This window comes from Treponema sp. UBA7570 (genome assembly GCA_002477955.1).
Lineage (GTDB): Bacteria > Spirochaetota > Spirochaetia > Treponematales > Treponemataceae > Treponema_D.
In genome coordinates, this window is record DLLE01000030.1 from 32903 (window position 1) to 56356 (window position 23454).

Below are 23454 nucleotides of genomic sequence, written 5' to 3' on the forward strand. Positions count from 1 at the left end.
TTCAGCACAACTACAAACAGAACGAGCACAACCGCAGTCGCATACGCCTGCTCTGTCCGCAAACCTTCGCACCACAGCGAATACAAATGAACTGCAAGAGTTCGGCCGCTTCCCATTAAATTGTTCGGAATATGGGCTACAGTTCCTGCCGTATACAAAAGCGCCGCAGTTTCTCCAATTATTCTTCCTACGCTCAAAACAATTCCATTTACAATTCCAGGAACTGCAACCGGCAGGACAATCTTAAATACAGTGCGCAGTTTTCCAGCGCCAAGACCAAAACTTGCTTCTCTGTACGTCATTGGAACAGAAAGCAAGGCTTCTTCAGAAGTTCTCATTATTACTGGCAAAATCATAATTGCCAAAGTGCAGCAGCCTGCCAAAAGCGAAAACTGCCATTTCAACGCAGTTACAAAAAGCAAAAGTCCAAACAAACCGTAAACAATCGACGGAATTCCTGTAAGAGTTTCCGCCGTAATTCTAATCACACGGACAAAACGGTTTCCGGCTTTTGCATATTCTGCCAAATAAATCGCCGCTCCAACACCAACCGGAACTGCCATAACAAGCGAAACAACCAGCACAATCGCAGTGTTTACCAATGCCGGAAAGAGAGAGGCATTTTCGCTCGTGTAATGCAAAGAAAAAAGCGACGGATTTATATACATCGCGCCTTTTGCAAAAATATAAATCACAAGACCTGCAATAATTGCAAAAGTAACAAATGCGCAAGTTCTTAAAATAAACCGAAAAATTGCAGATTGTTTTGTCTGATTCATATCAATTCCTCCAAAAACTGCTAACTGCTATTTTTACGCCTTTTTCTTTGTTATCATAAATACAAAATTTATAATCAAAATAAAAAAGAATAAAACAACCGAAGTTGCAATCAATGCTTCACGGTGAAGTCCGGCGGCATATCCCATTTCAAGAACAATATTTGCCGTTAAAGTGCGGATTCCTTTTACAAGTCCGCGAGGCATAACCGCCTGATTTCCGGCAACCATAATTACAGCCATAGTTTCGCCGACCGCACGTCCAACTCCAAGAATAATTCCCGCAATAATTCCAGATTTTGCGGCAGGAAGCTCAGCAAAAAATACGCTTCGCTCCTTACAGGCGCCCAAAGCAAGAGAGCCTTCGTAATAAAGCTCAGGAACAGCCCTCAAAGAAGTTTCGCTAACGCTTATAATCGTCGGAAGAATCATTATTGCAAGCACAATCGAAGCAGCAAGAATACTAGTTCCGCTTCCTCCAAAAACTGAACGGATTACCGGCACAATAGCCGTCAAACCAAAAAATCCGTATACGACAGAAGGAATTCCAGCCAAAAGATTTACACCGTGCTTCATAACAGGATAAAACTTTGCAGGACAAAAACGAGCCATATAAATCGCCGTCATAATTCCAAATGGAACGCCAAGAATAATTGCACCGAATGTTACGACAAGGCTTCCAACAATCATTGGAAAAATTCCGTACAAATCAATCTCAGGCTTCCATTTCATTCCAAGCAAAAAGTTTCCAAAACCAATTTTCTGCATTGCCGGCACGCCATTTGCAAACATAAAAAAACAAATCAATGCAACCGCCGCAACACTCACGCTCGCCGCAAGCAAAAAAATCAATTTCATTGTCGATTCTAATTTTGTTTTCAAAATATTTCCTTCAACAATTCAAGAACTAAAAAACTGGACTGCCCTCAAAAATCACGCATGCTCCGTTTTTAAGCATTCACATCACTTTTTTTGACAGTCCGCCTTTTTTACCAACCAAAAACTACTTTACTTCGCTCCACTTTGTAATTTCGCCTACAAAGATTTTGCGAACCTGTTCTTTTGTAAGACCATTTGCAGGATTCTTCTTGTTTACTACAACTGCAATACCGTCGATTGCGATTTTGTCAGCATTTACGCCAGTTTCGCTTGCTTTAAGGTCACGGCTAGCCATACCAATATCGCAAACACCCTGAATTGCACTGTTTACACCTGTTGTAGAATCACTCTGAGAAACTTCAACAACGATTCCAGGGTTTACTTCTTTGAATGCTTCAGCAAGTTTTTCCATAACAGGGAAAACCGAAGAAGAACCAGCAACTGTAACTTTTCCAGATTTTACATTTGCAAGATATGGCTGATTTTTAGCAACAGCAATGTAGCCTTTCTTTTCTACAATTGCCTGGCCATCAGCAGAAAGAATAAATCTCTTAAATTCGCTCGCGGCAGGAGAAAGACCGTCTTTTGTTACAATGTTAAAAGGACGGCTAACTTTGTATGAGCCATTTTTGATATTTGCAACAGAAGCAACTGCACCGTCAATTTCCAAAGCCTTTACAGTGCTATTCAAAGAACCGAGGGAAATATATCCGATTGAAGAAGGATTTCCAGAAACAGAAGTAATTACAACTTCTGTACTGTTTGTAATATCAGCGGAATCAACTGTCATATCAACTTTTTTGCCTTGAGCATTTTTAGCTTCGACACCAAAAAGTTCAACAAAAGCTCCGCGGGTTCCAGAGCCAGCCTCACGAGAAATTACAGTAATCGAATCCTTAATTTTTCCATCTTTCTTTCCCCATGGCCAAGCCCACAAATCTGAACCAAAAAGAGCCAAACCAGCAACTGCCAAAACTGCAATCTTATTAATTTTCATAGTAAAAACCTCCTGTATGAAAATCTAATTTACAATAAGCAATTTAAGTCTGCGCTGTAAAAATTGTGCTATAAAATTGTTAAAATTCGGTTAAATTTTTTGGAGCGCATTTTTCTCTCAATCCGGCCAACCGCCACTTGCTCACGCGCGGTGCTTCGCACAGCCTGCGGCTTGGCTAATGTCCGGGCTAAAAATTGCATAAAAAAAATCAAGTGCATCTGTAATTTTTTAGATTTTTTTTAGAAATATTGTTTTTTAGTGTTTTATCTATTATATTTAAAGTCAGATTTGCAGATGTAATATAACGGTAGTATACGACCTTCCCAAGGTTGGCGCGCGGGTTCGACTCCCGTCATCTGCTCATTTTGGAGTAAAGAGTTCGTGTCTCCTTATTTTTCGACAATCACCTGCATAAATATTTTTTCCCTTGTAATTCTTTTTGTTTTGGTTTCCGGGAATTCTATAATCAGCACTTATCAAAAAAATAAATTTCAGACAACAGGCGCAATTGTTTTTTTAATCTGCATTATGGAAGTGCTCACGATAATTTTTAACAACACTCCGCCAAAATTCAAATTTTTCCATATTGCTTCAAATTATATCGGTTTTAGCCTTACTCCAGCCGTCTACGTTTCTTTGAGCAAGGCACTTTTTCCACACATTGGCGAAAATCGTTTTAAAATAAATCCAATGGTTCTTTTATGCGCAATTTATTCGCTCTGGCTTCTTGTTTCGCTGATTGCAACTCCAAAATACAGCGTTTTTTACGTTGATAAAGAAAATCATTATTCAAGGGCAAAGGGCTTTTTTGTTTACGTAGTTTTTTACATGCTCAGTCTTTTTTATTTTTTGCTCACAAACATCCGGCTTTCTATGCGTTTTTGGAAAAATAACGGAATTGTACTGCTTCTTAACTTTTTGCTTGTTTTTTTTGGAAGCATCGTTCAATTTTTTTATCCCGAAATTCAAATTACGTGGCTTACAATAAACATTTCCCTCCTGACTTATTACATCTATCACACAACTCTTTACCAGCAGTTAGACGTCCAAACCTGTCTTTTAAATTACGGAAATTTAAAAAAATGGCTCTGCCGCCAAAAAAAAGACCACTGCATTGTTGTTGCAGAAATTGACAATTTTGCAAAACTTAAACTAAATTATTCACGCAAAGAAATCGACAGGATTATTGTGACTGTTTCAAAAATTTTCAATAAATTTTTCAAAAAATACGGTCAGTGCTACAGAATCGGAAGTGAAGAATTTTTAGCGACAATAAGCGACATGACGCTCAATTTTGACGAGCTCAACCGCAAATTTTTTATCGAATTTATAAAAGAAAGTTTCGATTTTAAAGAAATGCCTCTTGTTACTCTAGGTTACGCAAAAATTTCGAAAAATTCCGATTTAGACAAAATTTTATCGCTGACAGACATAAAAAAACGCGAATTCATAAAAAAACGTCCGGAATATTTGAGCTAAAAATCAATTTTTGCTTTATTCTGGCACAAAAATATAACCACATTTGCTCACAGAAACTATGTGGCGAGGATTTTTTTTGTCGTCCTCTATTAGATTGCGCAAAGTCCGGATATTTACGTAAATGTTGCTTTCGAGAGTTTTTTCGTCCGGAATAGGCTCATTCCAAACGTTTTGATAAATCGCCTCGAACGACAGGATTTTATTTGAATTTCGGATAAAATAAAGCATCATATCGAACTGTTTTTTTCGCATTGGAATTTTCTTTCCATTTTTACAAACCGTAAAAGAATTCAAATCAAGTTCAAAAATTCCATTGGCATAAATCGTTTCGAGTGTATTTTTGTTAAAACCAATTAGCGAAGATTTTTCAAGCATTCTTTTTATTCGCAAAATCAATTCTTCAATATAAAAAGGCTTTGTAATATAATCGTCACAACCTTCTCTAAAACCTTCAACCTTGCTTTTTTCGGTATTTATCGAAGAGACAATCATAACTGGAAGAATTTTGTCTTGAAGCCGAATCGAATGTAAAACTCTCATTCCTCCAATGTCATCTCCAAGATTTAAATCCAAAATTACAAGGCTTATAAAATTTTTTGAAAGTTTTCTGTATGCGTCTTTTGCGTTAAAACATTGAATTACTTCAAATCCCTGCTCAACAAGATTTTTGGCAATAAAATTATTCAGCGACTCAGAATCTTCAACTACCATTATAATTTCTTTTTCGTCCATTCAACCAAGCCTCTTAAAAATCACAGTAAAAATACTGCCGCTCACTGCTTCAGAATTTTCCGCATATTCAAGCTCAAGCCCGTTCAATTTGCAAATTTCATTTACAACATAAAGCCCAAGCCCGACAGACTGCTCATTTTTTCCGTGTTTTGAACCAATTCCCGCAAAACGATTAAATAGAACCGGCCTTTTTTCTTCAGGAATTCCAACTCCATCATCAATTACACGCAAAAAAGTATTTTCTTCGCTTGCATCGATTCTAACTTTTATATTTCCTTCTGGAAAAGTATATTTTATCGCATTGTCTACAAGATTTACATAAATTCCTTTTAAACTGTTTTCGTCACAAAAAATGCGCGGATTTTGAAAATTACATTCAAATACAAAAGCTTGATTTTTTCGTTTGGCTTTTTGAATCAAAAATTTGTTTTCTTCTAAAAGAAATTCTTCAAGATTTATAATTTTTGGATTTACAAGATAACGTCCGTCTGAAATTCTGTAAGAATTCAAAACATTCTGAATAATTATGTTTATCTGGCCGGCGCAATCGCAAATACTTTGAATTTCTGACAGAAGCCTCTCGCTTTTTTCGTCTTTTGCCATTTTCTGCAATTTTTGAATTTCATTCAATAAAACCGTGAGCGGCGTATTTACGTTGTGCGTTACAAAATACAAAAAAGTGCTTTTTTCTTTTTCGCTTTTTAAAAGCTCCTGTTTTTCAAGCCAAAGATTTCTGTAATTTTCGAGAATCCGAATTCGTCCAAGCAATGCCGAAATATCAAACGGCCTCACAAGAAAATCATTTATCTGGCCTTCAAAATTTTTTTCCATAAGATAAGAATTGTATTTGTTCACAAGCATCAAAACTGGAAACTCAAGAACCGCATATTTTTTCCGAATTGTCTTGCAAAGATAAAAAGCCTCGTCATTTTCCGATTCCGGCGAAATTATCAGCATTTGAATAAGATCGTCTTCGATTGCAAAAAGCGCTTTTTGAGAACGCTCCAAAATTCGCACAAAAAAACCATAAGACTGCAAAACAAGCCTCAAAGTCAGATTGTAAGAATTTACATCTCCATAAATTCCAATAGAAATTCTAGGTTCGACATCTTTTTTTACAGGAACATTTTTCACAAGCTGAAGCAAAATATCTTTTTCTGAAATTTTTTGATTATCGCTATAAGTTTTTTGACCAATTATGTCTTTTATAAGATGAATGTTTTTTGTAATAAGTCTGGCAGCAGAAATTTGAGAATTTTCGTCAAGCGGCTCAGAAAGAATTCCAGACATTGCCTGAATTGTCTGCAAAGGCTTTGAAATTTCGGACAAGACAGTTTCGTAAGATTCGTTTTTTTCGTCTTCAGTTTTTTTAACTGCCGATTTTTCGTCTTCGAGAGTGTCAGAAAAAAAATCCTGCAAAGAATCAGCTTTGTTTTCTTTTTCTTCAAAAATTGAATTGAGCATAAAACCCAAAACTGTAATCAAAATTTCTATGCACACTACGCTGTAAAAGACAATTTCAAAATATTCGCTTTTAAATTCATGCCAAAAAAAAAGAAAAATAAGAAGAATTACAGAAAATACGCTGATTAGTATCGAGAGATTTTTTTTCATTCGTTTCCCTCCGTAAAATATACATTTATTTTTCAAAAATTACCATTGCGCCTTAAAAAAATAGATTGAATGAAATATTCCATTCGTGCCAGTTTTTTTTATAATTGCGCAAAAAAGAATAGCCGCCCTTAAAAGACGCGTTTTTGGAAACAGACAGGCAGGTTTCAATTCCAAATTTTGAACGCAAATATTCGGTATCAAAAACATTCAGCATAAAGTCCGCATAAATTTTGGTTCTAAAAATATCAATTCCGGCAATAAAACCTGTTTCTCCGCCAGCAAAAAGTTCCGTTCCGTAACTGTACGACGGAGAAAAATAACAGTCGATTCCGGCCAAAGCATAAAGTTGAACTCTAGAAATTGGACGAATACTAAAACCGTACAAAGTTTTTAAGCGCCAGGCAAAATTTTCAGAACCGTCTTTGTCAAGATTTTTTTCAACCCCGGTCAAAAGCTGCGAAGCACCGTTAAAGAAAAATAAATCGCTTGTCGGAAGCGAAATTATCGAAAGCAAATCTGCTTTTTGAAGATAAAATTCGTTTCTAGAAAAATTATACCGCAAATCAACCATTGCAAAGGCAAGCTCCGAGTTCTCAGAATATCCAGCCGAACGCTCAAGCTGCTCATGCGCGGTCAGACGGAAATTTGTCCCGATAAAGCCACCTTTTTTGTCGTATCCGCCGGCAAAAGCAATTTTTTTAGAACCATGCGCTTCTTCCGGATGCGCAGGAACCGAAAATTCCGGCGGATTAAGTTTTCCAAGCTTGCGTCTGGCAGACAAAACAGAAAGATAGCGGGGTCTGTATTCATCCGAAGATATTTTATTTGAATGAAGAAGAACATTCAGATAATCTGCGCAAAGCTCCCAGATTGCGGCCTGTTTTTCAGGCGAAATATCCTTAAAAGGAAAATCTTCCGCAGTTGTTTTTCCAAGACAAAGTTTTTTTGCAAATTTTTGTTCTTTTTTTGTCAAAAGTGCCTTTTCATTTTCTATTTTTGAATAAACCGACGGTCTGTATTCAACTTTATCCGCAAGGCCAGATTCGTAAACCAATTTTACAGTTTCGACAGGTTCTACAACGCCGCCAATCAATTCGGTCACTTTTGTCGAAGGGCGAGCCGCTTCTATCAAAAAAAGCAGGTTGTAAGAGCAGTTTTCGCCAGTAAAATAATATCTTGAATAAATTCCTGCCAAGTCAAAAACATGGCGAAGCATTCTATCTTTTTCGTCATCTGTCAGATTGAGCCGGTATTCCCACATATCGCGCATATCCATATCAGAATACTGTTTGATTTTTTCGTAATATGCTTCAAAACCATAATATCCGTGAAAACCGCCTACAAGTCCCAAGATTGCATAAAGCGGACCGCCAGTCATACTCGTTACAGCGCCGTAATTTATAGAATTTGCAGTAAGGCGAGGACGTCCTTTTGTTTCGACCAAAAGAAAAGTGTGTCCAAAAACCGAGGCCGGTCTTTTTAAATATCCTGCCGGAAAAACCAGATAAATATCGCCCGGATTTAATTTTGCAAAAAGCGCCTGATAAGCGGCATCTCCGTCATAAGGAAAATCGCTATTTTTAAGCCCAAGTTTTTCGCAAATCCATCTGTAACGTCCCGGAAAACGTTCAATTGCGTGTTTTTTAATTTTTGTATTTTTTTCTGAGCCGTCAGTTTCTTTTTGATTTTCAGAGTTTATTTCTTCTTTAGTTTCTTCAGAAATTTCAATTTTTTCTTCAAAAAATGCGCGGACTGTCGCTATAAGTTCAGCGCGCGGATTAGTTTTTCCATTTTTTGCGCAAAAAAATTCTGGATCGTCAACAAGGCTTTTATAATGTCCAAAAAATGAAGGCTTATAATGAACCAAAGTGCGCCAATAAGGTTCTTCCCAAAGTTTTAAGTCTTGTGCCTTTTGGATTACTTCTTCAACATCAATCGATTTTTTTTGCCCGATTAGATTCTCTACAGAAAAACTCTCTTCAACACCAGTCTTCTGTCCGAAATTTAAAAAAAAACTTTCTCCAATGCCATTCTCTATATTAACTTCCGAAAATGCAGAAAAAATAAAAAAAAGAGAAAAAATGCCTATAAACAAATAAGGTACGGCTTTACGACCGTACCTTACCTTGCTGATTGAAAAAATCAACTTAGCTTACAAAAGAATAAATTTTGCTTGTAACTTCTTCAGCAGAAACATCTGCAGAAGTGAAGATTTCATCAAAATTGTTCTGAAGAGCAGCTTTGAAAGCAACTGAGTCAGAAACATTGAGCATAGTTGAAAGAGTGTCGATGTATTCGCCTTCACCCTTAGCAATGTCTGATGCAAGAGCGTCCATGTTGTCTGCTACGAACTGATTTGTTTCTGTCATTCCAACAAGACCTTGGTCATATCCAGAAGTTCCGAATGTGATAGCAAACGCCTGGTTCCACCAAAACCAGTTGTTGAGCCATGAAGCGAGAAGATCATAAACTGGACCAGATTTATCTCCAATGAGAACATAACCAAGACCAGGACCTACGTTTGTTGCAAAAGCCGAAGAAGAAAGAACCAACATTCCAGCAGCAACCAAAGCAGCAATCTTTTTTCTTAACATAAAAAACCTCCTATGTTTTTTCTACTTAAAAAATCTCACTAGATTTTTTTGTTTAACAACTAAACAAATACTATTAGAAAAAACTAAAAAAAATCTAAAACAAAATAAAAAAGGGCGGTTTTATTAAGGAAAGCCGCCCTTATAAAGGACATTTCGGCAAGCAAAACGCCCGAAAATTATTTTTTTCAAGAAACTGAAAAGCAGTTTCTCGTTAAGATCAGTTTTCTTTAGAAAACTTATCTCTGAATTCTTCCAGAACCGTCGCCGCCTGCGAGCTTGTTTACTTCGTCCTCAGAAACCATGTTGTAGTCTCCGATGATTGAGTGCTTCAAGCAAGATGCTGCAACTGCCCAGTTGATAGAATCCTGTGTGTTCATTCCCTTGAGCTGAGAGTGGATAAGTCCGCCGCCGAATGAGTCGCCGCCGCCAACGCGGTCAACGATGTTCATGTCGTACTGCTTAGAGAAAGCGTAGTCTTTGTCATCAACATAGAGAAGAGCCTGCCACAAGTTGCGGTTAGCGTTGATTGATGTGCGGAGAGTGATTGCAACTTTCTTAAAGTTGAATTTCTCTTTGAGCTGGCGAGCAACTGAAAGGTATCCTTCGTTGTTCAATTCGCCCTTAGTTGTGTCTGTTCCTTCAGACTTGATTCCGAACACGTCGTTTGCGTCGTCCTCGTTAGAGATACAAACATCAACGTACTTGCAGATTTCTGTCATCGCTTTGCGCGCTTCGTCTTTTGTCCAAAGCTTTCCGCGGTAGTTGAGGTCGCAAGAAGTTGTGATTCCCTTCTCGTGAGCTGCCTTGCATCCTTCGATACAAGCCTGAACCATGTTTGGTCCGAGAGCTGGAGTGATTCCTGTGATGTGGAACCAAGAAGCTCCTTCAAGGATTTTGTTCCAGTCGAATTCTTCCGGCTTAGCAAGCTGGATTGAAGAGCCTGCACGGTCGTAAACGCATTTTGAGCCGCGCTGTGAAGCTCCTTTCTCGTTGTAGTAGATACCAACACGTGGACCGCCGCGAACGATATATTCTGTGTGAACTCCGTATTTGCGGAGAGAGTTTACAGCAGCCTGTCCAATCTCGTGTGTAGGAAGTTTTGATACAAAGTAAGCGTCATCACCGTAGTTTGCCAAAGAAACTGCTACGTTTGCTTCTCCGCCGCCGAAAGTTGTTGTCATTGAGTCAACCTGAACGAAACGATAATAGTCAGCAGGCTGGATGCGAAGCATCAATTCACCAAAAGTTACTACTTTTGCCATTTTTGTGTGTCTCCTAAAAAATATTTTTACGGAATAAAACCGCTAATTTTAGATATAGAATATATCAAATATAAGCAAAACTATCAATTGGAAGAATTAGAGAAAAATTTACATTTCTAAAACAAAGCGTTTAAATGCAATATTATTTGTTTTTGCTGACACTTTTTTTTAAATCTGCTAAATTCTCTCTGCAAAATACAGGGGAACTGTGTGCAATTCACAGGCTCGACGCGGAACGGTAAGACTGGCATTTAAATGGTTGTTTTTAACTGTACTTGCCTTTTAAGTCCGAATACCTGTTTTTTACCGTCTTTTTTTTAAGGCGATTTTACAAATCCGGCTCTACGCAACACTCTGGAGTCAAGGAGAAATTTTTATGAAAAGCACACGCTTTGTTTTTGACCGTGCACTTGCTGTTTTGTGCGCACTTCTTTTTGTTTCTTTTGGTTTTATGTCTTGTCAGCAGGAAGACGATGATAATGGACTTCCAGACGGAGTTTATGAACTCTCAGACAATTCTGCTTTAATTGGAACTTGGGTAAATTCTTATTCAGGCGGAACGGATGTATACAGGATTACATCCAGCACATTCGATAATAGCGGTACATATAGTTATAATGGCACAACAAGCACTTACAACTCATACGCAGGAAATAATCTCGTAGTTTCTTACACAAATGACGCAGCAACTTCAGGTTATATCTATATAAAATACACTCGTGCAATGAATTCTGACTATTCTTATTCTGAGACCGCTCCAGATGTCGGCAAATGGTACGCAATTGCATTTAAAGAATTAACAGCTTCTTCAGTTTCGCTTTCCGGTGCATATAACGCTTCTGGAAAAATTTCGGCCGAAACTCTCGAAGAAGCAATTTCTACTTTTACTATTGCCAACGGATATTTTACTACTTACAGCGAATGCGTAAAACAGTAGGTTTTCTGTTTTTATTTCTTGCAACCGGGGTTTTAGGGGCGGAGCCCCTAGGAGATGGGGTAGCGGCCAACGAAGTGGACGCGCAGGGGAAGGCTTTCCCCTCCTCTATTTCTGATTCAGAACCGGAAATTTCGCTTCCGGAAATCGTCACTTATGTTTCGGCGCCGGTTGTTGAGCAGCGGATTGTTTTTTCTAAGGAAGACATTGAAAAGCTTCATGCAGAGGATCTTTCTGCTGTTGTGCGTCAGGCTGGGATTCAGAGCCTTGATTACGGCGCTTACGGGCTGGAAAGCAAGCCTTCGATCCGCGGTTTTACGGACGAAACGGTTCGTGTTGTGATTGACGGGCTGTGCATGAACAACGCTCAAACCGGCACTTTTGATTTTTCTTCGATAAATGTTGCTGACGTCGAAAAAATCGAAATTGTGCGCGGCGGTTTTACGGAAGGAACGGAAGATGAAGGTTCTGTTGGCGGCGCAATTTACATCACCACAAAAAAGCATGCTTTTGGACGGCAATTTTCGTCGGACACTGCCCTAAAATCCTTTTTTAACCAGAATTTTCCGCTCGACACGGTAATTCAAAAAATCGCATATTCTGCGGTCTTGTCGGAAAATTCTTTTCTTTCGGTAAGCGCAAAAGGCGGTTTTGCAAAAAATTCTTACATTTATAAAACTTCTCAAAATTCCTTTAAGGAACGCGAAAATTCTTCTGTTAAAGACGGCAATGGCGACATTCGCTTTACGCACTGGCACAACGGAAGCAGGATTACCGCGGCTTCTTCTGTTTATTCCGGCGACAAAGAAACTCCAGGCGTTGAATATTCGACAAATCAAGGAAAGCAAAAGGACTTTAACGTAAATTTTACGCTTTCGTCGTTTTCTCCGGGCCTTTTTGGAAAAATGAACCTGACTTCAAACCTCGCATACTTGCGCAACGACAGAAAATACAAGGACAATTATGGTCCAAGCAGGCACAAAATCAACGATTTTAAAGGTTCTGTCGCGGCGGATTTTTACAGATGCGGAATTTTTGCTCAGAGCGCGGCTGTTTCGTTTGACCTTACGCATTTAAATTCAACAAATTCTGGAATTCATTTTCAGCCGTCTGGAGTTTTTAAAGAAACTTCAAAACTCTATTTCAACAGTTTTTTCTCAATGACCGTTCCGATTGCGATAAAATTCTGCGGAAAAAATCTTGCTTTTATTCCAAAAATTGGATTTGCTGCTAAATTTTCAAAAATCGAAATCTTGCTCGACGGCTACAGAATGGTTCAGTTTCCGAATATGGACGATCTTTATTGGGAAGGTTCGGGTTACCACGGAAATCCAGATTTAAAACCAGAACAAGGCTGGGGAGCGGATTTGACGTTCAACCTTAAAAATAAAATTTTGCCTTCTTCTATCCAGTTTTTTTCAAATTTTTACGAAAAAAAAATCACTTGGAGCGGCGGAACTACTCAAAATGTAAACAGCGCATTCTATTTTGGAGTTGATTTTAACGCGCAAAAAACTTTTTTTGACGGAATTTTGACTTTAAAAGCCAGCGGCGAATATCTTTACAACGAGCTTTTGGATAAATCCAACGAGCTCACCTACAAAAAAAGAATAATGTGGACTCCGGATTTTACAGGAACTGCGCAGGCAATTGTCGATTTAAAAAAATTTGACTTTTCGGTCTCGGCGCAATACACAGGAAAACGCTATAAATCGAATATGAATATAACTTTTCTTGAACCGTACACTCTGCTCAACCTTAACCTGAATTTAAAATTCTGGAAAAAAATTCTTATCTATTTTAAGGCGGACAATATTTTGAATGAACGCTATCAGTCGGTCGAAAATTATCCAATGCCAGGAACTTCGCTCACGATTGGCTGCAAAATCAAAACTGAGAATGAAAAAGCAAATTTACGTTGAGCCGAAAAATTACGCGGTTTAAGGCAGACAAAAACGGCTTAGAAAAAAACAATATCGTAACGACAGTGCTCAATGCCAAACCAAGGTTAAAAACAAAACCGCCTGCAAGCATAACAAAAAGTGATTTTACGTTGTCGATTCCAAACATAAAAACGCTGCTCAAATCCGCAATCGGTCCAGTTATAAAAATAATCACCAAAAATGATGAAATACAAAAAACGCAATAATCCAAAATTCCAAAATTTACGGCCTTGTTTTTTTGAAGAATTTTGTTGCGTCCAAACCGAAAGCGCCGAACAAAGCCAAAAATTGCGCCAAAAATTCCCCATGAAGTCATCTGGTACAAAGTCCACGGACCTTGCCCAAAAATAAAATTCGACAAAAGCGCGGAAAGCGAGCCAATCAAAAAACCGCGCAAACTGCCAAGAGCAATTCCGCTCAGACAGATTATTGCCATGACAGGATTAAAATATGGAACAAAACTAAAAATTGAACGGAGCGCAATGCAAAAAGCGCATAAATCCGCAACGAGAATAAGTTCTCCGCTGGAAGGGCGGGTGCGTTCGTAAGCAAAATAAAAACCGAGATTTATCAAAACTAAAAAGGCGAGCACAACACCCTGGCCGCTTTGCCAAAAATTCATTTTTCCGCCTCCACCTCAGAATTTTTGCCGGTTGAATTTTCAAATCCGCGCAAAAGACGGTTGCGCGCCGTTGTGTAAAAAATATTTTTTTCAAAAAAGTCCGAAGTTTTTTCTAAGCCGCAAATCCGCCCTTCAAACATAAGCCCGGTAAAATCCGCAGTATACGCACAAAATTCCAGATCGTGGCAAACAAGAACTATTGAAATTCCAGAGCGCGCCAAATTTTTTAAGAGCAGGCTGAATTCTTTTTTGAACGCGTTGTCCAAACCTTTTGTCGGCTCATCCAAGAGAAGAATTTTTGGTTTTTGAAGAAGAATTTTTGCAAGCGCAAGTTTTTGCATTTCTCCGCCAGACAAATCATAAGGATGATGCAAAAAATTTTCTTTAAGCGAAAAAATTGCGTTTTGAAGAATTGAATTTTCCATCACAAAATCATTTTTTTTCGATTCTAATTTCGCGCTCAAAGAAACATTTTCGTTCAAAACAGAATTTCCGTCTTTTTTCCAGCCACATTCTTCAAGTTCTTCCAGAACAGTTTGCTTTGTAAAAATATTGCGCACGTTTTGAGGAAGCATAAAAATTTTATTGCGCGCAGTTTTTTCAATTTTTACGGTTCCACGGGAACTTTTTAAAAGCGAACACAAAATTTTGAGCAAGGTTGATTTTCCACTGCCATTTGCTCCTGCAATCGCGTAAATTTTTCCTTCTTCGATACAAAAATCAAGTTCCTGCAAAATCCATGGCAAAGTTTTTTCGTATCTAAAACTCAAATTTTTTATTTTAACAAGATTTTTTGATTTTTGAGGGCAGTTTTTTTCATCAAATTGATGATTTTTTTCATTTTTTAAATTTTCATCGCCTTCCAAAAGGCTAAAAATTTCCGGTTCAAGTTTTCCGCCTTTTTCTAAAAATTCCAAAATCCAGGAGCGTCCCTGGGCAACACTCAGCGGAAGTTTTTCGGGCTTTTTTTCAAAACGAGAAATGATTTTCGAAGCCGTCGGTAAAAATTCAATCAAATCTTTTTTTTGACAGGCAAGAATTTTCTGACAAAAATTTTCTGGTTTTTCGTCAAAAAGGATTTGCATTTTGTCCAAAAACAAAATTTTGCAGGCTTTTTCAAAAAGTTCTTCCAGCCGATGTTCGCAAATTACAACTGTCGTTCCAAACTCACTATTGATTTTTTTTACGGTGTTTAAGAAATTTGAAGCTGCAATCGGGTCAAGCTGGCTCGTTGGCTCATCAAGCAAAAGAAAATCCGGGTTTAACGCCATTGTGCTTGCAAGATTTAAAAGCTGTTTTTGTCCGCCAGAAAGATTTTCGGTTTTTGAGCAAAGCCAGTCAGAAATTCCAAAATACGCCGCCATTTCCGCAACCCGGCGTTCCATAATTTTTCTTGGAACCGCTGTATTTTCGAGGGCAAATGCAAGTTCGTGCCAAACTTTGTCCGTTACAAGCTGAGAGTCAAAATTCTGAAAAACAAATCCGGTTTTTTGACCGAGTTTTTTAAGCTCATTTTCGAGCTGAAGAAGAAAAGTTGTCTTTCCTGAGCCGGATTTTCCGCAAACTACAACAAAATCCCCTTTTTTTATAAAAAAATCCGTTCCATTAAAATTGATTTTATAATTCATTTTTTAATCCTCAGAAAAAAATTTAATAATCATTGGCAAAAACAAAAATCCTGCAAAGGCAAAAAAAGTTTCCGCCGACTGAAGGTTTGCAAAAATTTTTGAAAAATTTATTACAGGATAAAAATTGACCGCGCAGGTTCCGTTTTTTATTCCGCAGACAACAAAAAAAGCGCAAAAACTCAAAAAAAACAGTTCAAAAAAATCTGAAAGTCTCCAGCAATAATTCAAAAAACTAGTGCGCCTTGCTGTTCCGTAACCGCGTTTTTCCATGCTCAAAGCCGTCATTACGCCGTCTTCCAAAATTGAACTCATAACCGCGTTCAAAACCGAAAATTTTTGCTTAAAAGTCGATTTTTTTAATCCGATTGCACAACGACCGTCAAAAATTTCGCGCCCCCGCCTTATGCAAAAAGGAACAAGCCGCAAAATCATCACCATCATCAAGCTTACAGAAGGAAAAACCGGCGCAAAAAGATAAGTGAATTTGTCCACGGTCATTACGCAGCCGAAGCACAAAAACCATTCAAACATTACTAAAAAAACAAGCCCCATATTGAGGCCGTAAATAAACGCTTCTTTTGTAAAAGGTTTTCCAAAAATCAAAAAAAGGACAGTTTCTCCCCAATGGCTTACGAGCGGATTTAGAGCAGAAAGAAAAATAAAAATTGGAACACAAAAAATTATCAGTTTTAAGCCGTGCCAGTTTTTTTGAAGAATATTGAATAAAATTCCTGCAAAAAACGAAAGTCCCAAATAAAAAGGATGGCGGATTGCAACACAAAAACAAATTACGCCCAAAAACCACAAAAAATCGACAAGCGGATGCTTGCATTTTTTAAAAACTGAATCTTTTTTTTTAAGCAAATTTCTTGTTTTTCTTGAATTGAATAAATCTTCCATCAAAAATTGAGCCTCATCAAAAAACCGTTCGGCAAAATTCCAACCTGAATATTTTCGTTTGTTTCTGTTTTTTTTGGCTGATGCAAAAAAGGAACTAAAAATCCTGTGCAAGAACCGATCAGCGCTCCAACCGCGACATCGCTTACAAAGTGATTTCCGGACAAAACGCGGCTTACGGCTGTTGCAGCTGCAAAAGAAAAACTTCCGGCGCAAACAGCGTAACGCAACGGGCTTTCAGGAAAATATTTCCAAAAAACATAACTCGAAAAAGCGGCTCCAGCAAAAGCCATTGTTGAGTGTCCAGACGGAAAAGAATTCGCAAAATCGCCGTCTTCTTTGTACGAATCGTAAGCATCGCCGCTTTCAAAATAGCACATTGGCCGGTAACGGTTTATTGAAAGTTTTGCAAGCTCCTTAATTCCATTCGCGATTAAAAGAGTTTCGGCATACATTAAGCCGACAGTTTTCCATTCGCTTTTTTGAGAATTTCCAAAAACAAAAATCGGACTTGCCATTGCAGAACACAAAAAAATGTTTCCGCCAACTTTATCGAGCAAAAAATTGTAATCGTTCATAAAAAGTCTGTCAAAACCGTTTACAGATTTTTTTTCAAAACTGCGGCTTTCATCAAACGTCTGCCGATTGATTTTTAAAGCGTTGTCCAAAAACAAATCCGCTCCGGACAAAAAAATTCCAGCGCCAAGCAATGCTCCGTCTTTACTTTTAGAAAGGCAAAATGGGCTTTCCGATGTACGAACATTCTTTATAAAATTTTCAGCATCCGCAAAAAATTGTGAGCAAAAACAGAAAATCAGGATTTTTAAAGGAAATGCTTTTTTCACTAATTTTTACAATTTTAAGATTTTAAATTTTACAGAACCGCTTTTAAAAACTGCTTTAAGCGTTCAGATTTAGGACTGTCAAAAATTTGAGCTGGACTTCCCTGTTCAGCAATTTTTCCACCGTCCATAAAAAAAATTCTCTGGGCAACTTCGCGGGCAAACCCCATTTCGTGAGTAACACAAACCATCGTCATTCCGTCATCTGCAAGATTGCGCATAAGTGACAAAACTTCGCCGACCATTTCCGGATCAAGGGCGCTTGTTGGCTCATCAAAAAGAATAACTTCCGGATTCATCATAATCGAGCGGATAATTGCAATTCGCTGCTGCTGGCCTCCGGAAAGGCTTGATGGATAAGCGCGTGCTTTTTCGGCAAGACCAATTCTTTTTAAGAGCGAATATGCTTTTTCTTCCGCTTCTTCAATTTTCATAATTTTGAGCATAACTGGAGCAAGAGTCAAATTTTGCAAAACGGTTTTGTGAGGAAAAAGGTTAAAATGCTGAAAAACCATTCCCATTTTTTGACGGATTTTGTTGATGTCTGTTTTTTTGCCGGTAATGTCTGTTCCTTCAAAAATAATGCTTCCACTAGTCGGAGTTTCCAGTAAATTCAAGCAACGCAAAAAAGTCGACTTACCGCCGCCGCTCGGTCCGATAATTACAATTTTTTCGCCTTTATTTATAGTTTCCGAAATTCCGTCAAGAACTGTTAATTGTCCAAATTTTTTAACAAGGTTTCTTATTTCAATCATCAATTTTCTCCAGTAAAAAATTCAAGGAATTTTATTTTTTTTCAGACTTGGCAACTTTTGTTTCGATTGCAGAAAAAATCTTTGTAAGACCAACTGTAAGAATAAGATAAACCAGGGCGCAGGAAAGGAGCGGAACCCAGGCGTTGTAAGTTGCATTGCGAATATTGTCGCACGCTTTCTGAAGGTCAACTACGGCAATAAAACTTGCAACCGAAGTTTCTTTTATAAGAGTAATGAATTCCGATGCAAAAGTAGGCAAAATAGTTTTAAAAGCCTGAGGAATAATGATTGCAAACATAGTCTGTGCCCAGTTCAAGCCAAGCGAACGTCCGGCTTCCATTTGACCTTTATCTACACCGTTTATTCCAGCTCTGAAAATTTCTGTGCAATATGCCCCGGAATTTACACCAAACGAAATTATTGCAACCAAAACAGTATTTCTTACTCCCAATGGCGAAAAAATAACAAAATAACAAATCATCAACTGAGTTGCCATTGGAATTCCGCGAATCAAAGTCGTATAAACGTTAGAAATCGCATTTAAAATTTTTGAATTAGAAAGTTTAAAAATTGCAAAAATGCAGCCAAGGATTGTTCCCATCAAAACCGCGCAAAAGGCGATTAAAAGAGTTGTTCCCAACCCCTGCAAAATCATCATCCACCTGCCGTGAGAGAACATAATTTCTAAAATTTTTTGAAGCATTTTTTTCTCCTATAAAACTTCGCGTTAGCAGCGAGCCACGGATGGCGGAAATCACAGTTTGAGAAAGCAACGTTTGAGCAAACTGCAATGATAAAAATTACAAGAATGTAATTTTTATCATGCCTCCTAATAAAGTTTAACGGCAGGATTGCCATTTAAGAGCATGTTTTTACAAAATTGTTATAACAAAACAGGTGGCTGAACTTTTAACTGTCCAAACCACCGTATAAAACAGCATGGTCATTTCGACAAAAAACGCAACGACCACACATAAAATTCAATTAAAAGTAAAAATTCAAACTTTTGAAAATTTTTATTTTCTTACGATTACAACCTGTTTAGATTCGTAATATGGTTCAGAAAAATCAACATTCTGTCTTCTTTCTTCTGTTGCTGTCATTCCGGCAGCAATAAAGTCAATCGAACCAGACTGAAGAGCGGCAATCAAACCGTCAAAAGCCATATCGCTGATTTCGAGAGTTTTGCCATAATCATTTGCAATGTACTGAGCCATAGCAGCGTCAAAACCAACAATCTTAGAACCTTCAACATATTCAAATGGAGGGAAAGCTGCATTTGTGCCCATTATAATTTTTCCACTGCCAGATTTTGCTTCGATAGCAGGAATTTTAATTTTTCCGTCAGCAGGCATAAAATCAGCAACGAGAGATTCGTATCTTCCGTCAGTTTTCATATCAGCGATTGTCTTGTTGATAGAATTAAGAAGCTTTGTGTTTCCTTTCTGAACAGCAATTGCGTAAACGTCAGTAACAAGGTCTAAATCAAGAATAGTAAGATCAGAATTGTTTTTGCAAACTTCTTTAGCAGGCAGTTCATCGATAATTATTGCATCGATTGCACCGTTTTTAAGAGAAAGCGAAGCGTCTATTACATTTTTGAAAGAATTGCATTTTGCGTTTGGCAAATCTTCCTGAATATAAATTTCGCCAGTTGTACCAGCCTGACATCCAATCGAAAGATTTTCCAGATCAGCCTTAGAATTGATTACAACATTTTTCTTTTCTTTACAGCCAGCCAAAGCAAAAACAGCCGAAGCCGCTAAAACCGCAAATAAAACTTTTTTCATAAAAAGTCCTCCATAATTTTTGCCATTATAACATATTACACATTTTGATAAAACATATAAAAACAGCCCGTCAAAATAAATTTTCTTCAATTTAACAGTTTCTTAACTTAAATTTTACAAGATTTTTTTAGAATACAGACAGACGGATAAATTTTGATTTTATGTAAATTAAATTAACATTATAAAAACGGAGAATTCCAATGGATCAGAGACTTCTTACAATTCAAGATATTTCGTGCGTGGGACAGTGTTCTTTAACGGTTGCGCTTCCTGTTATTTCGGCATGTGGAATTGAAACAGCGGTTCTTCCAAGTTCAGTTCTTTCAAATCATACAGCATTCAAATCCTGGACTTTTAACGATTTGACCTTTGATATGGAAAATATTTTAAGCCAGTGGAAAAAAGAAAATATAACTTTTAGCGCATTTTATACAGGTTATGTTTCAGAAGCGCAAATTCCAATTATCAAAAAAATCATAAAAGAAACTTCCAGAAAAAATGCGCTTGTTGTCGTAGACCCGGTTATGGCGGACAACGGAAAAATGTATCCAGGATTTTCGGCAGATTTTCCAAAAAAAATGGCAGAACTTTGCAACGGCGCCGATGTAATTCTTCCAAATATCACAGAAGCTTCGTTTCTTTTGGGAATTGAATACCGTTCCGAAAACTACGAAAAAGAGTATATAGAAAAAATTTGCAGAGATCTTATAAAACTCGGAGCGAAAAATGTGGTTCTTACAGGCGTAAGTTTTGAAAAAGACAAGCTTGGAGTTGCAGTTTACGACGGAAATTCTATTGAATATTATTTTACAGAAAAATTGCCGGTTCAAATGCACGGCACAGGCGACGTTTTTGCCTCGTCTTTTGCAGGTTCACTTTGCAACGGAAAAACACTGCTAGAATCAGCAAAAATTGCCGCAAATTACGTTGTTGAATCCATAAAAGCCACAATCGACGACAAAGACCACTGGTACGGCGTAAAATTCGAAAAAGCAATTCCATATCTAGTAAAAGCGCTTGAAAAATAAAGTTTTAATAAATTCCCGCATATAAAAAACTTCAGAAGCAAAATGGGCGTTGCCCCGGCCGGAAACTGAAGTTCCGTCCGGAGCCGCGCTTTCCAGTGTTCCGTGGCATACGCGCCACTCCATTCAAAAGCGGGATTTCGCAGGCTCAACCGCCGCTTTTGAACGGCTGCGCCGCACTTCCAATCGCTAACGCAAAAAATGTCTCTCCCAAAATCCGCATTTATTCCTCGCCGCGCAGGAAGTCCACGGCGAACATATCGGAGTTGAATCCGACAGCAACAGGAGATTTTGCCGTATCTTTACCTTCGTAAACATCAGCCATAACCGAAGTTCGCTGATCATTTGCAGCATATACAGCAGGATCTGTTATTGTTTCCCAAACAGTTCCATCACTGTCATCAGCCGAAAGACAAGAAACTTGAACAGCCTCTGTTGAATCGAGCAATCCTTTGTTTATCCATGAAATTACAGGTTTCACCGCACTTGTTGCAGTTTTTGCATCTGTTGTAGTTTTTGCACCTGTTGAAATTCCTCCATTTGTAAGTTCAATATCTGTCCAACAACCACTTGAAGTACCAATTACAGCGGAAGAATTAAGCGAATAAAAATCGCCAGATTTTTTAATATACAAATAGTAAACCTTATTCTTTGAAGCATCTACTGCCGCTGCATGAATATTTCCTGCTTCATCTATTGCCGCACTTACATAACGACCAAAATCACCTGTTCCATTTGGTTTAATAGTCGATTTAGCCCAGCCTCCTTTAGTATTATCTTTTCCATTATCAGAAGGTGTTATAACATTGCCATCATGGATCGGGAAACTTTGTTTTCCACGAGCAATTTCAAGACATTTGTTTGTTTTATTGTAGTAAATAATTACTGGTATTGGACTAGTACTTGTATTATCTACCATTATGTCATTCCATTCGCCAGCTTCTTCTTTGAATTTGGTTGGATTACTTACGGTTGTGTCATAACCTGCAACAACAGTTTTTCCATCAGTCATATGGTTAGATTCAGTAACAGAGTTGTAATCGTTTGACTTATTTGGAGCCGAATGAACTACAGGATTAATACCGCAATATTCTGCTACATTCCCCCACTTATATAACGCGGTCATATTGTCTTTATCAATATTATGAGCAACCTTATAACCTGCAAATTTAAGACATCGGGCATAAGAGTCATAATAGGAAACATAAATGTAATCTACGCCAGTTGCTGAGGTGCTTGCATTTGCGTATTTCATTGTTTCACTTCCAACATAAACACCAGCAATTCTTGGATTTTTAAACTGATACATTACAGAGTCGTATCCACTAGAAGAATCTCTTTTTGCTGCTGCACCGCTTGAACCTTGCCGTTCAATAATTGCAAATGTGTCTGATTCTTCTATTGTGTTTCCTTTTTGAAATTTTGACATATCAAAATTCATTCCTTCGCGAGAAAGGAAAAGTCCTGGTCCCCAAACACTTGCACTGTCTCCACCAATAAAGTTATCCTGCATTACGTAATACGGCATTCCATTTACAATTACATAATCCATTTGGTCTACGCCTGGAGCCTGGAATGAGGCTTCTGAGTTTTTAGAAATTACATTATCTTTAGTTCCAACTGTACTCAAATATCCATAAATCTTTAAATCGTTAGAAGACCATGCACTAAAATATCTGTCGTGCTGTCCGCTACTTATTCTAAGGTTAGAGTTTGTTCCAGCTTGGTTATAGAATGCTCCTCCACCAACTTCATCGCCAGTAGTAGTAGAACCAGTTGCAGTTCCGCTGTTTTTATAAGAAATCTTCTTCACAACACCATTTGCAGGATTAATGCTTCCGTCAAACGTCGTTCCTACTTTCCAGACGCTGATGTATCTGTCGTCGGTCCAGAAATTTGTTCCGGCTTTATTGGCTTTTGACAGACCGTTATCTATTTTCTTTGCTTCGTTCTCTGCGCCTGCGACATAGCCTTCTTCGATGTTGCAGCCGCTGTTCTCGTTCGTGTTGTTTCTTGTCGCAACTCCGCCAACTACGACTTCAACCCAACGTGAATATTCAGGTGCCTTTACGGTGATTTGTCCGACTGTTAAAATTGTTCCACTCTGACTTTCAGAAGAAATAATATTTCCGGCAACACTTTTTCCGTCCGCGTCTGTCTTTGACTTGTAGAAGTTGACCGTGAAGCTTGCGCCTTTCGCAAAGTTCATTCCCTCAATAACCATGTCTTCGCCTGCGCGTACAGGGAATTTTCCAAGTCTTGAGCGGTTAGCGCTTCCGGAAACTGCCGGATAAATGCTCTTTATGTACGGAACAAAGTCCATATTATAAACGCAAGTTGGTTTTTCTCCGGTCGTTTGCTGGCTTTCAGAAGAAATATCCTGCGTATTTGCCTGAGCATCAACTACATAAGTTTTTACGCTTTTGTCAGTTGCAATTCCATAAGGCGTCATATCAATCTTGTAACGCCAAGTAATCGTGTGTCCGTCTTGACTTGGTTCTTCTTCGCTCAAAATCTCAGCGTCTTCAGAAGTTTTCCATTCACCGTCTTCATTCCAGATGATATTTACATCGCCCTCTCCACCGACAGTTCCATTAGGCTTTACAATATGAATCTCGCCGATTCTTGTGTCGTCAAAACTTGTTCCGTTTATGAATATTTCGCCAGAAACGCCAGGTTTTGTTT

At 38.1% G+C, this 23454-nt stretch carries 20 protein-coding genes and 1 tRNA gene; 5 read left to right on the top strand and 16 right to left on the bottom strand.

Going from position 1 to position 23454, the window contains the following annotated elements:
• From pstA to B4N75_RS03600, 3 genes are all read right to left on the bottom strand, one after another.
• The coding region (pstA, locus tag B4N75_RS03590) for a phosphate ABC transporter permease PstA (RefSeq protein WP_296667676.1) at positions 1–779 on the bottom strand (779 nt) is incomplete at its 3' end.
• Positions 780–812: 33 nt separating this feature from the next.
• Positions 813–1658, bottom strand: a complete 846-nt coding sequence (pstC, locus tag B4N75_RS03595; RefSeq protein ID WP_296667678.1) for a phosphate ABC transporter permease subunit PstC — start codon at positions 1656–1658, stop codon at positions 813–815.
• Between the two features lie 121 nt (positions 1659–1779).
• Positions 1780–2652, bottom strand: coding sequence for a substrate-binding domain-containing protein (locus tag B4N75_RS03600; protein WP_296017481.1), 873 nt, complete (start codon positions 2650–2652; stop codon positions 1780–1782).
• Between the two features lie 290 nt (positions 2653–2942).
• Between B4N75_RS03600 and B4N75_RS03605 the strand changes: the two genes are divergently transcribed.
• Together B4N75_RS03605 and B4N75_RS03610 are read left to right on the top strand one after the other, a co-directional pair.
• Positions 2943–3013, top strand: a tRNA-Gly gene (locus tag B4N75_RS03605).
• 20 nt (positions 3014–3033) lie between these two features.
• Complete coding sequence (locus B4N75_RS03610) at positions 3034–4131, top strand: diguanylate cyclase domain-containing protein (protein ID WP_296667680.1); 1098 nt, start codon at positions 3034–3036, stop codon at positions 4129–4131.
• Between the two features lie 15 nt (positions 4132–4146).
• On the opposite strand, the gene B4N75_RS03615 is transcribed toward B4N75_RS03610, so the two are convergent.
• From B4N75_RS03615 to B4N75_RS03635, 5 genes are all read right to left on the bottom strand, one after another.
• Positions 4147–4863 carry a response regulator transcription factor gene (locus tag B4N75_RS03615; protein ID WP_296017464.1) on the bottom strand — a complete coding sequence of 239 codons (717 nt, stop codon included), beginning with the start codon at positions 4861–4863 and terminating at the stop codon, positions 4147–4149.
• Positions 4864–6477: a sensor histidine kinase gene (locus tag B4N75_RS03620; RefSeq protein ID WP_296706589.1), complete on the bottom strand. Its 1614-nt coding sequence runs from the start codon at positions 6475–6477 to the stop codon at positions 4864–4866.
• Between the two features lie 52 nt (positions 6478–6529).
• The gene (locus B4N75_RS03625) at positions 6530–8623 is read right to left on the bottom strand and encodes a DUF4105 domain-containing protein (RefSeq protein WP_296706590.1); all 2094 of its coding nucleotides are present in this window, start codon (positions 8621–8623) and stop codon (positions 6530–6532) included.
• A 1-nt stretch (position 8624) separates the two neighbouring features.
• A complete protein-coding gene (locus tag B4N75_RS03630; RefSeq protein WP_296667690.1) occupies positions 8625–9071 on the bottom strand; it encodes a DUF3015 family protein in 447 nt (148 codons plus the stop codon).
• Between the two features lie 236 nt (positions 9072–9307).
• A complete protein-coding gene (locus B4N75_RS03635; RefSeq protein ID WP_296017444.1) occupies positions 9308–10333 on the bottom strand; it encodes a sugar kinase in 1026 nt (341 codons plus the stop codon).
• 376 nt (positions 10334–10709) lie between these two features.
• Between B4N75_RS03635 and B4N75_RS03640 the strand changes: the two genes are divergently transcribed.
• The gene (locus B4N75_RS03640) at positions 10710–11270 is read left to right on the top strand and encodes a hypothetical protein (RefSeq protein ID WP_296667692.1); all 561 of its coding nucleotides are present in this window, start codon (positions 10710–10712) and stop codon (positions 11268–11270) included.
• A 74-nt stretch (positions 11271–11344) separates the two neighbouring features.
• A complete protein-coding gene (locus B4N75_RS03645) occupies positions 11345–13189 on the top strand; it encodes a TonB-dependent receptor domain-containing protein (RefSeq protein WP_296706592.1) in 1845 nt (614 codons plus the stop codon).
• On the opposite strand, the gene B4N75_RS03650 is transcribed toward B4N75_RS03645, so the two are convergent.
• The 7 genes from B4N75_RS03650 to B4N75_RS03680 all read right to left on the bottom strand — a co-directional run bounded on the left by B4N75_RS03650 (position 13155) and on the right by B4N75_RS03680 (position 19744).
• Positions 13155–13832, bottom strand: a complete 678-nt coding sequence (locus B4N75_RS03650) for an ECF transporter S component (RefSeq protein WP_296667696.1) — start codon at positions 13830–13832, stop codon at positions 13155–13157. The two genes, B4N75_RS03645 and B4N75_RS03650, sit on opposite strands and share 35 nt — an antisense overlap.
• Positions 13829–15460 carry an ATP-binding cassette domain-containing protein gene (locus B4N75_RS03655; RefSeq protein ID WP_296706594.1) on the bottom strand — a complete coding sequence of 544 codons (1632 nt, stop codon included), beginning with the start codon at positions 15458–15460 and terminating at the stop codon, positions 13829–13831. Before B4N75_RS03655 ends, B4N75_RS03650 begins: the two co-directional genes overlap by 4 nt.
• 3 nt (positions 15461–15463) lie before the next feature.
• Positions 15464–16360, bottom strand: coding sequence for an energy-coupling factor transporter transmembrane component T (locus B4N75_RS03660; protein WP_296706596.1), 897 nt, complete (start codon positions 16358–16360; stop codon positions 15464–15466).
• Positions 16360–17202 (bottom strand): phosphatase PAP2 family protein, encoded by an 843-nt coding sequence (locus B4N75_RS03665; RefSeq protein WP_296692473.1) that lies wholly within the window; start codon positions 17200–17202, stop codon positions 16360–16362. Before B4N75_RS03665 ends, B4N75_RS03660 begins: the two co-directional genes overlap by 1 nt.
• A 29-nt stretch (positions 17203–17231) precedes the next feature.
• Positions 17232–17954, bottom strand: a complete 723-nt coding sequence (locus B4N75_RS03670) for an amino acid ABC transporter ATP-binding protein (protein ID WP_296017408.1) — start codon at positions 17952–17954, stop codon at positions 17232–17234.
• Positions 17955–17985: 31 nt separating this feature from the next.
• Positions 17986–18657 (bottom strand): amino acid ABC transporter permease, encoded by a 672-nt coding sequence (locus B4N75_RS03675; RefSeq protein WP_296669164.1) that lies wholly within the window; start codon positions 18655–18657, stop codon positions 17986–17988.
• Between the two features lie 313 nt (positions 18658–18970).
• Positions 18971–19744 carry a transporter substrate-binding domain-containing protein gene (locus tag B4N75_RS03680; protein ID WP_296706598.1) on the bottom strand — a complete coding sequence of 258 codons (774 nt, stop codon included), beginning with the start codon at positions 19742–19744 and terminating at the stop codon, positions 18971–18973.
• 200 nt (positions 19745–19944) lie between these two features.
• On the opposite strand from B4N75_RS03680, the gene B4N75_RS03685 reads away from it, so the two are divergent.
• Positions 19945–20772 carry a pyridoxamine kinase gene (locus B4N75_RS03685; RefSeq protein ID WP_296669161.1) on the top strand — a complete coding sequence of 276 codons (828 nt, stop codon included), beginning with the start codon at positions 19945–19947 and terminating at the stop codon, positions 20770–20772.
• A gap of 220 nt (positions 20773–20992) precedes the next feature.
• Here the strand turns inward: B4N75_RS03685 and B4N75_RS03690 are convergent.
• A partial coding sequence (locus B4N75_RS03690) for a hypothetical protein (RefSeq protein ID WP_296706600.1) occupies positions 20993–23454 on the bottom strand: 2462 nt, incomplete at its 5' end.

What these genes read in the sequence shown, in the direction of transcription:
- B4N75_RS03600 (WP_296017481.1), bottom strand. Translation starts at nt 2,652, where the DNA reads ATGAAAATTAATAAGATTGCAGTTTTGGCAGTTGCTGGTTTGGCTCTT.
- B4N75_RS03615 (WP_296017464.1), bottom strand. Translation starts at nt 4,863, where the DNA reads ATGGACGAAAAAGAAATTATAATGGTAGTTGAAGATTCTGAGTCGCTG.
- B4N75_RS03620 (WP_296706589.1), bottom strand. Translation starts at nt 6,477, where the DNA reads ATGAAAAAAAATCTCTCGATACTAATCAGCGTATTTTCTGTAATTCTT.
- B4N75_RS03630 (WP_296667690.1), bottom strand. Translation starts at nt 9,071, where the DNA reads ATGTTAAGAAAAAAGATTGCTGCTTTGGTTGCTGCTGGAATGTTGGTT.
- B4N75_RS03635 (WP_296017444.1), bottom strand. Translation starts at nt 10,333, where the DNA reads ATGGCAAAAGTAGTAACTTTTGGTGAATTGATGCTTCGCATCCAGCCT.
- B4N75_RS03640 (WP_296667692.1), top strand. Translation starts at nt 10,710, where the DNA reads ATGAAAAGCACACGCTTTGTTTTTGACCGTGCACTTGCTGTTTTGTGC.
- B4N75_RS03650 (WP_296667696.1), bottom strand. Translation starts at nt 13,832, where the DNA reads ATGAATTTTTGGCAAAGCGGCCAGGGTGTTGTGCTCGCCTTTTTAGTT.
- B4N75_RS03655 (WP_296706594.1), bottom strand. Translation starts at nt 15,460, where the DNA reads ATGAATTATAAAATCAATTTTAATGGAACGGATTTTTTTATAAAAAAA.
- B4N75_RS03660 (WP_296706596.1), bottom strand. Translation starts at nt 16,360, where the DNA reads ATGGAAGATTTATTCAATTCAAGAAAAACAAGAAATTTGCTTAAAAAA.
- B4N75_RS03670 (WP_296017408.1), bottom strand. Translation starts at nt 17,954, where the DNA reads ATGATTGAAATAAGAAACCTTGTTAAAAAATTTGGACAATTAACAGTT.
- B4N75_RS03675 (WP_296669164.1), bottom strand. Translation starts at nt 18,657, where the DNA reads ATGCTTCAAAAAATTTTAGAAATTATGTTCTCTCACGGCAGGTGGATG.
- B4N75_RS03680 (WP_296706598.1), bottom strand. Translation starts at nt 19,744, where the DNA reads ATGAAAAAAGTTTTATTTGCGGTTTTAGCGGCTTCGGCTGTTTTTGCT.
- B4N75_RS03685 (WP_296669161.1), top strand. Translation starts at nt 19,945, where the DNA reads ATGGATCAGAGACTTCTTACAATTCAAGATATTTCGTGCGTGGGACAG.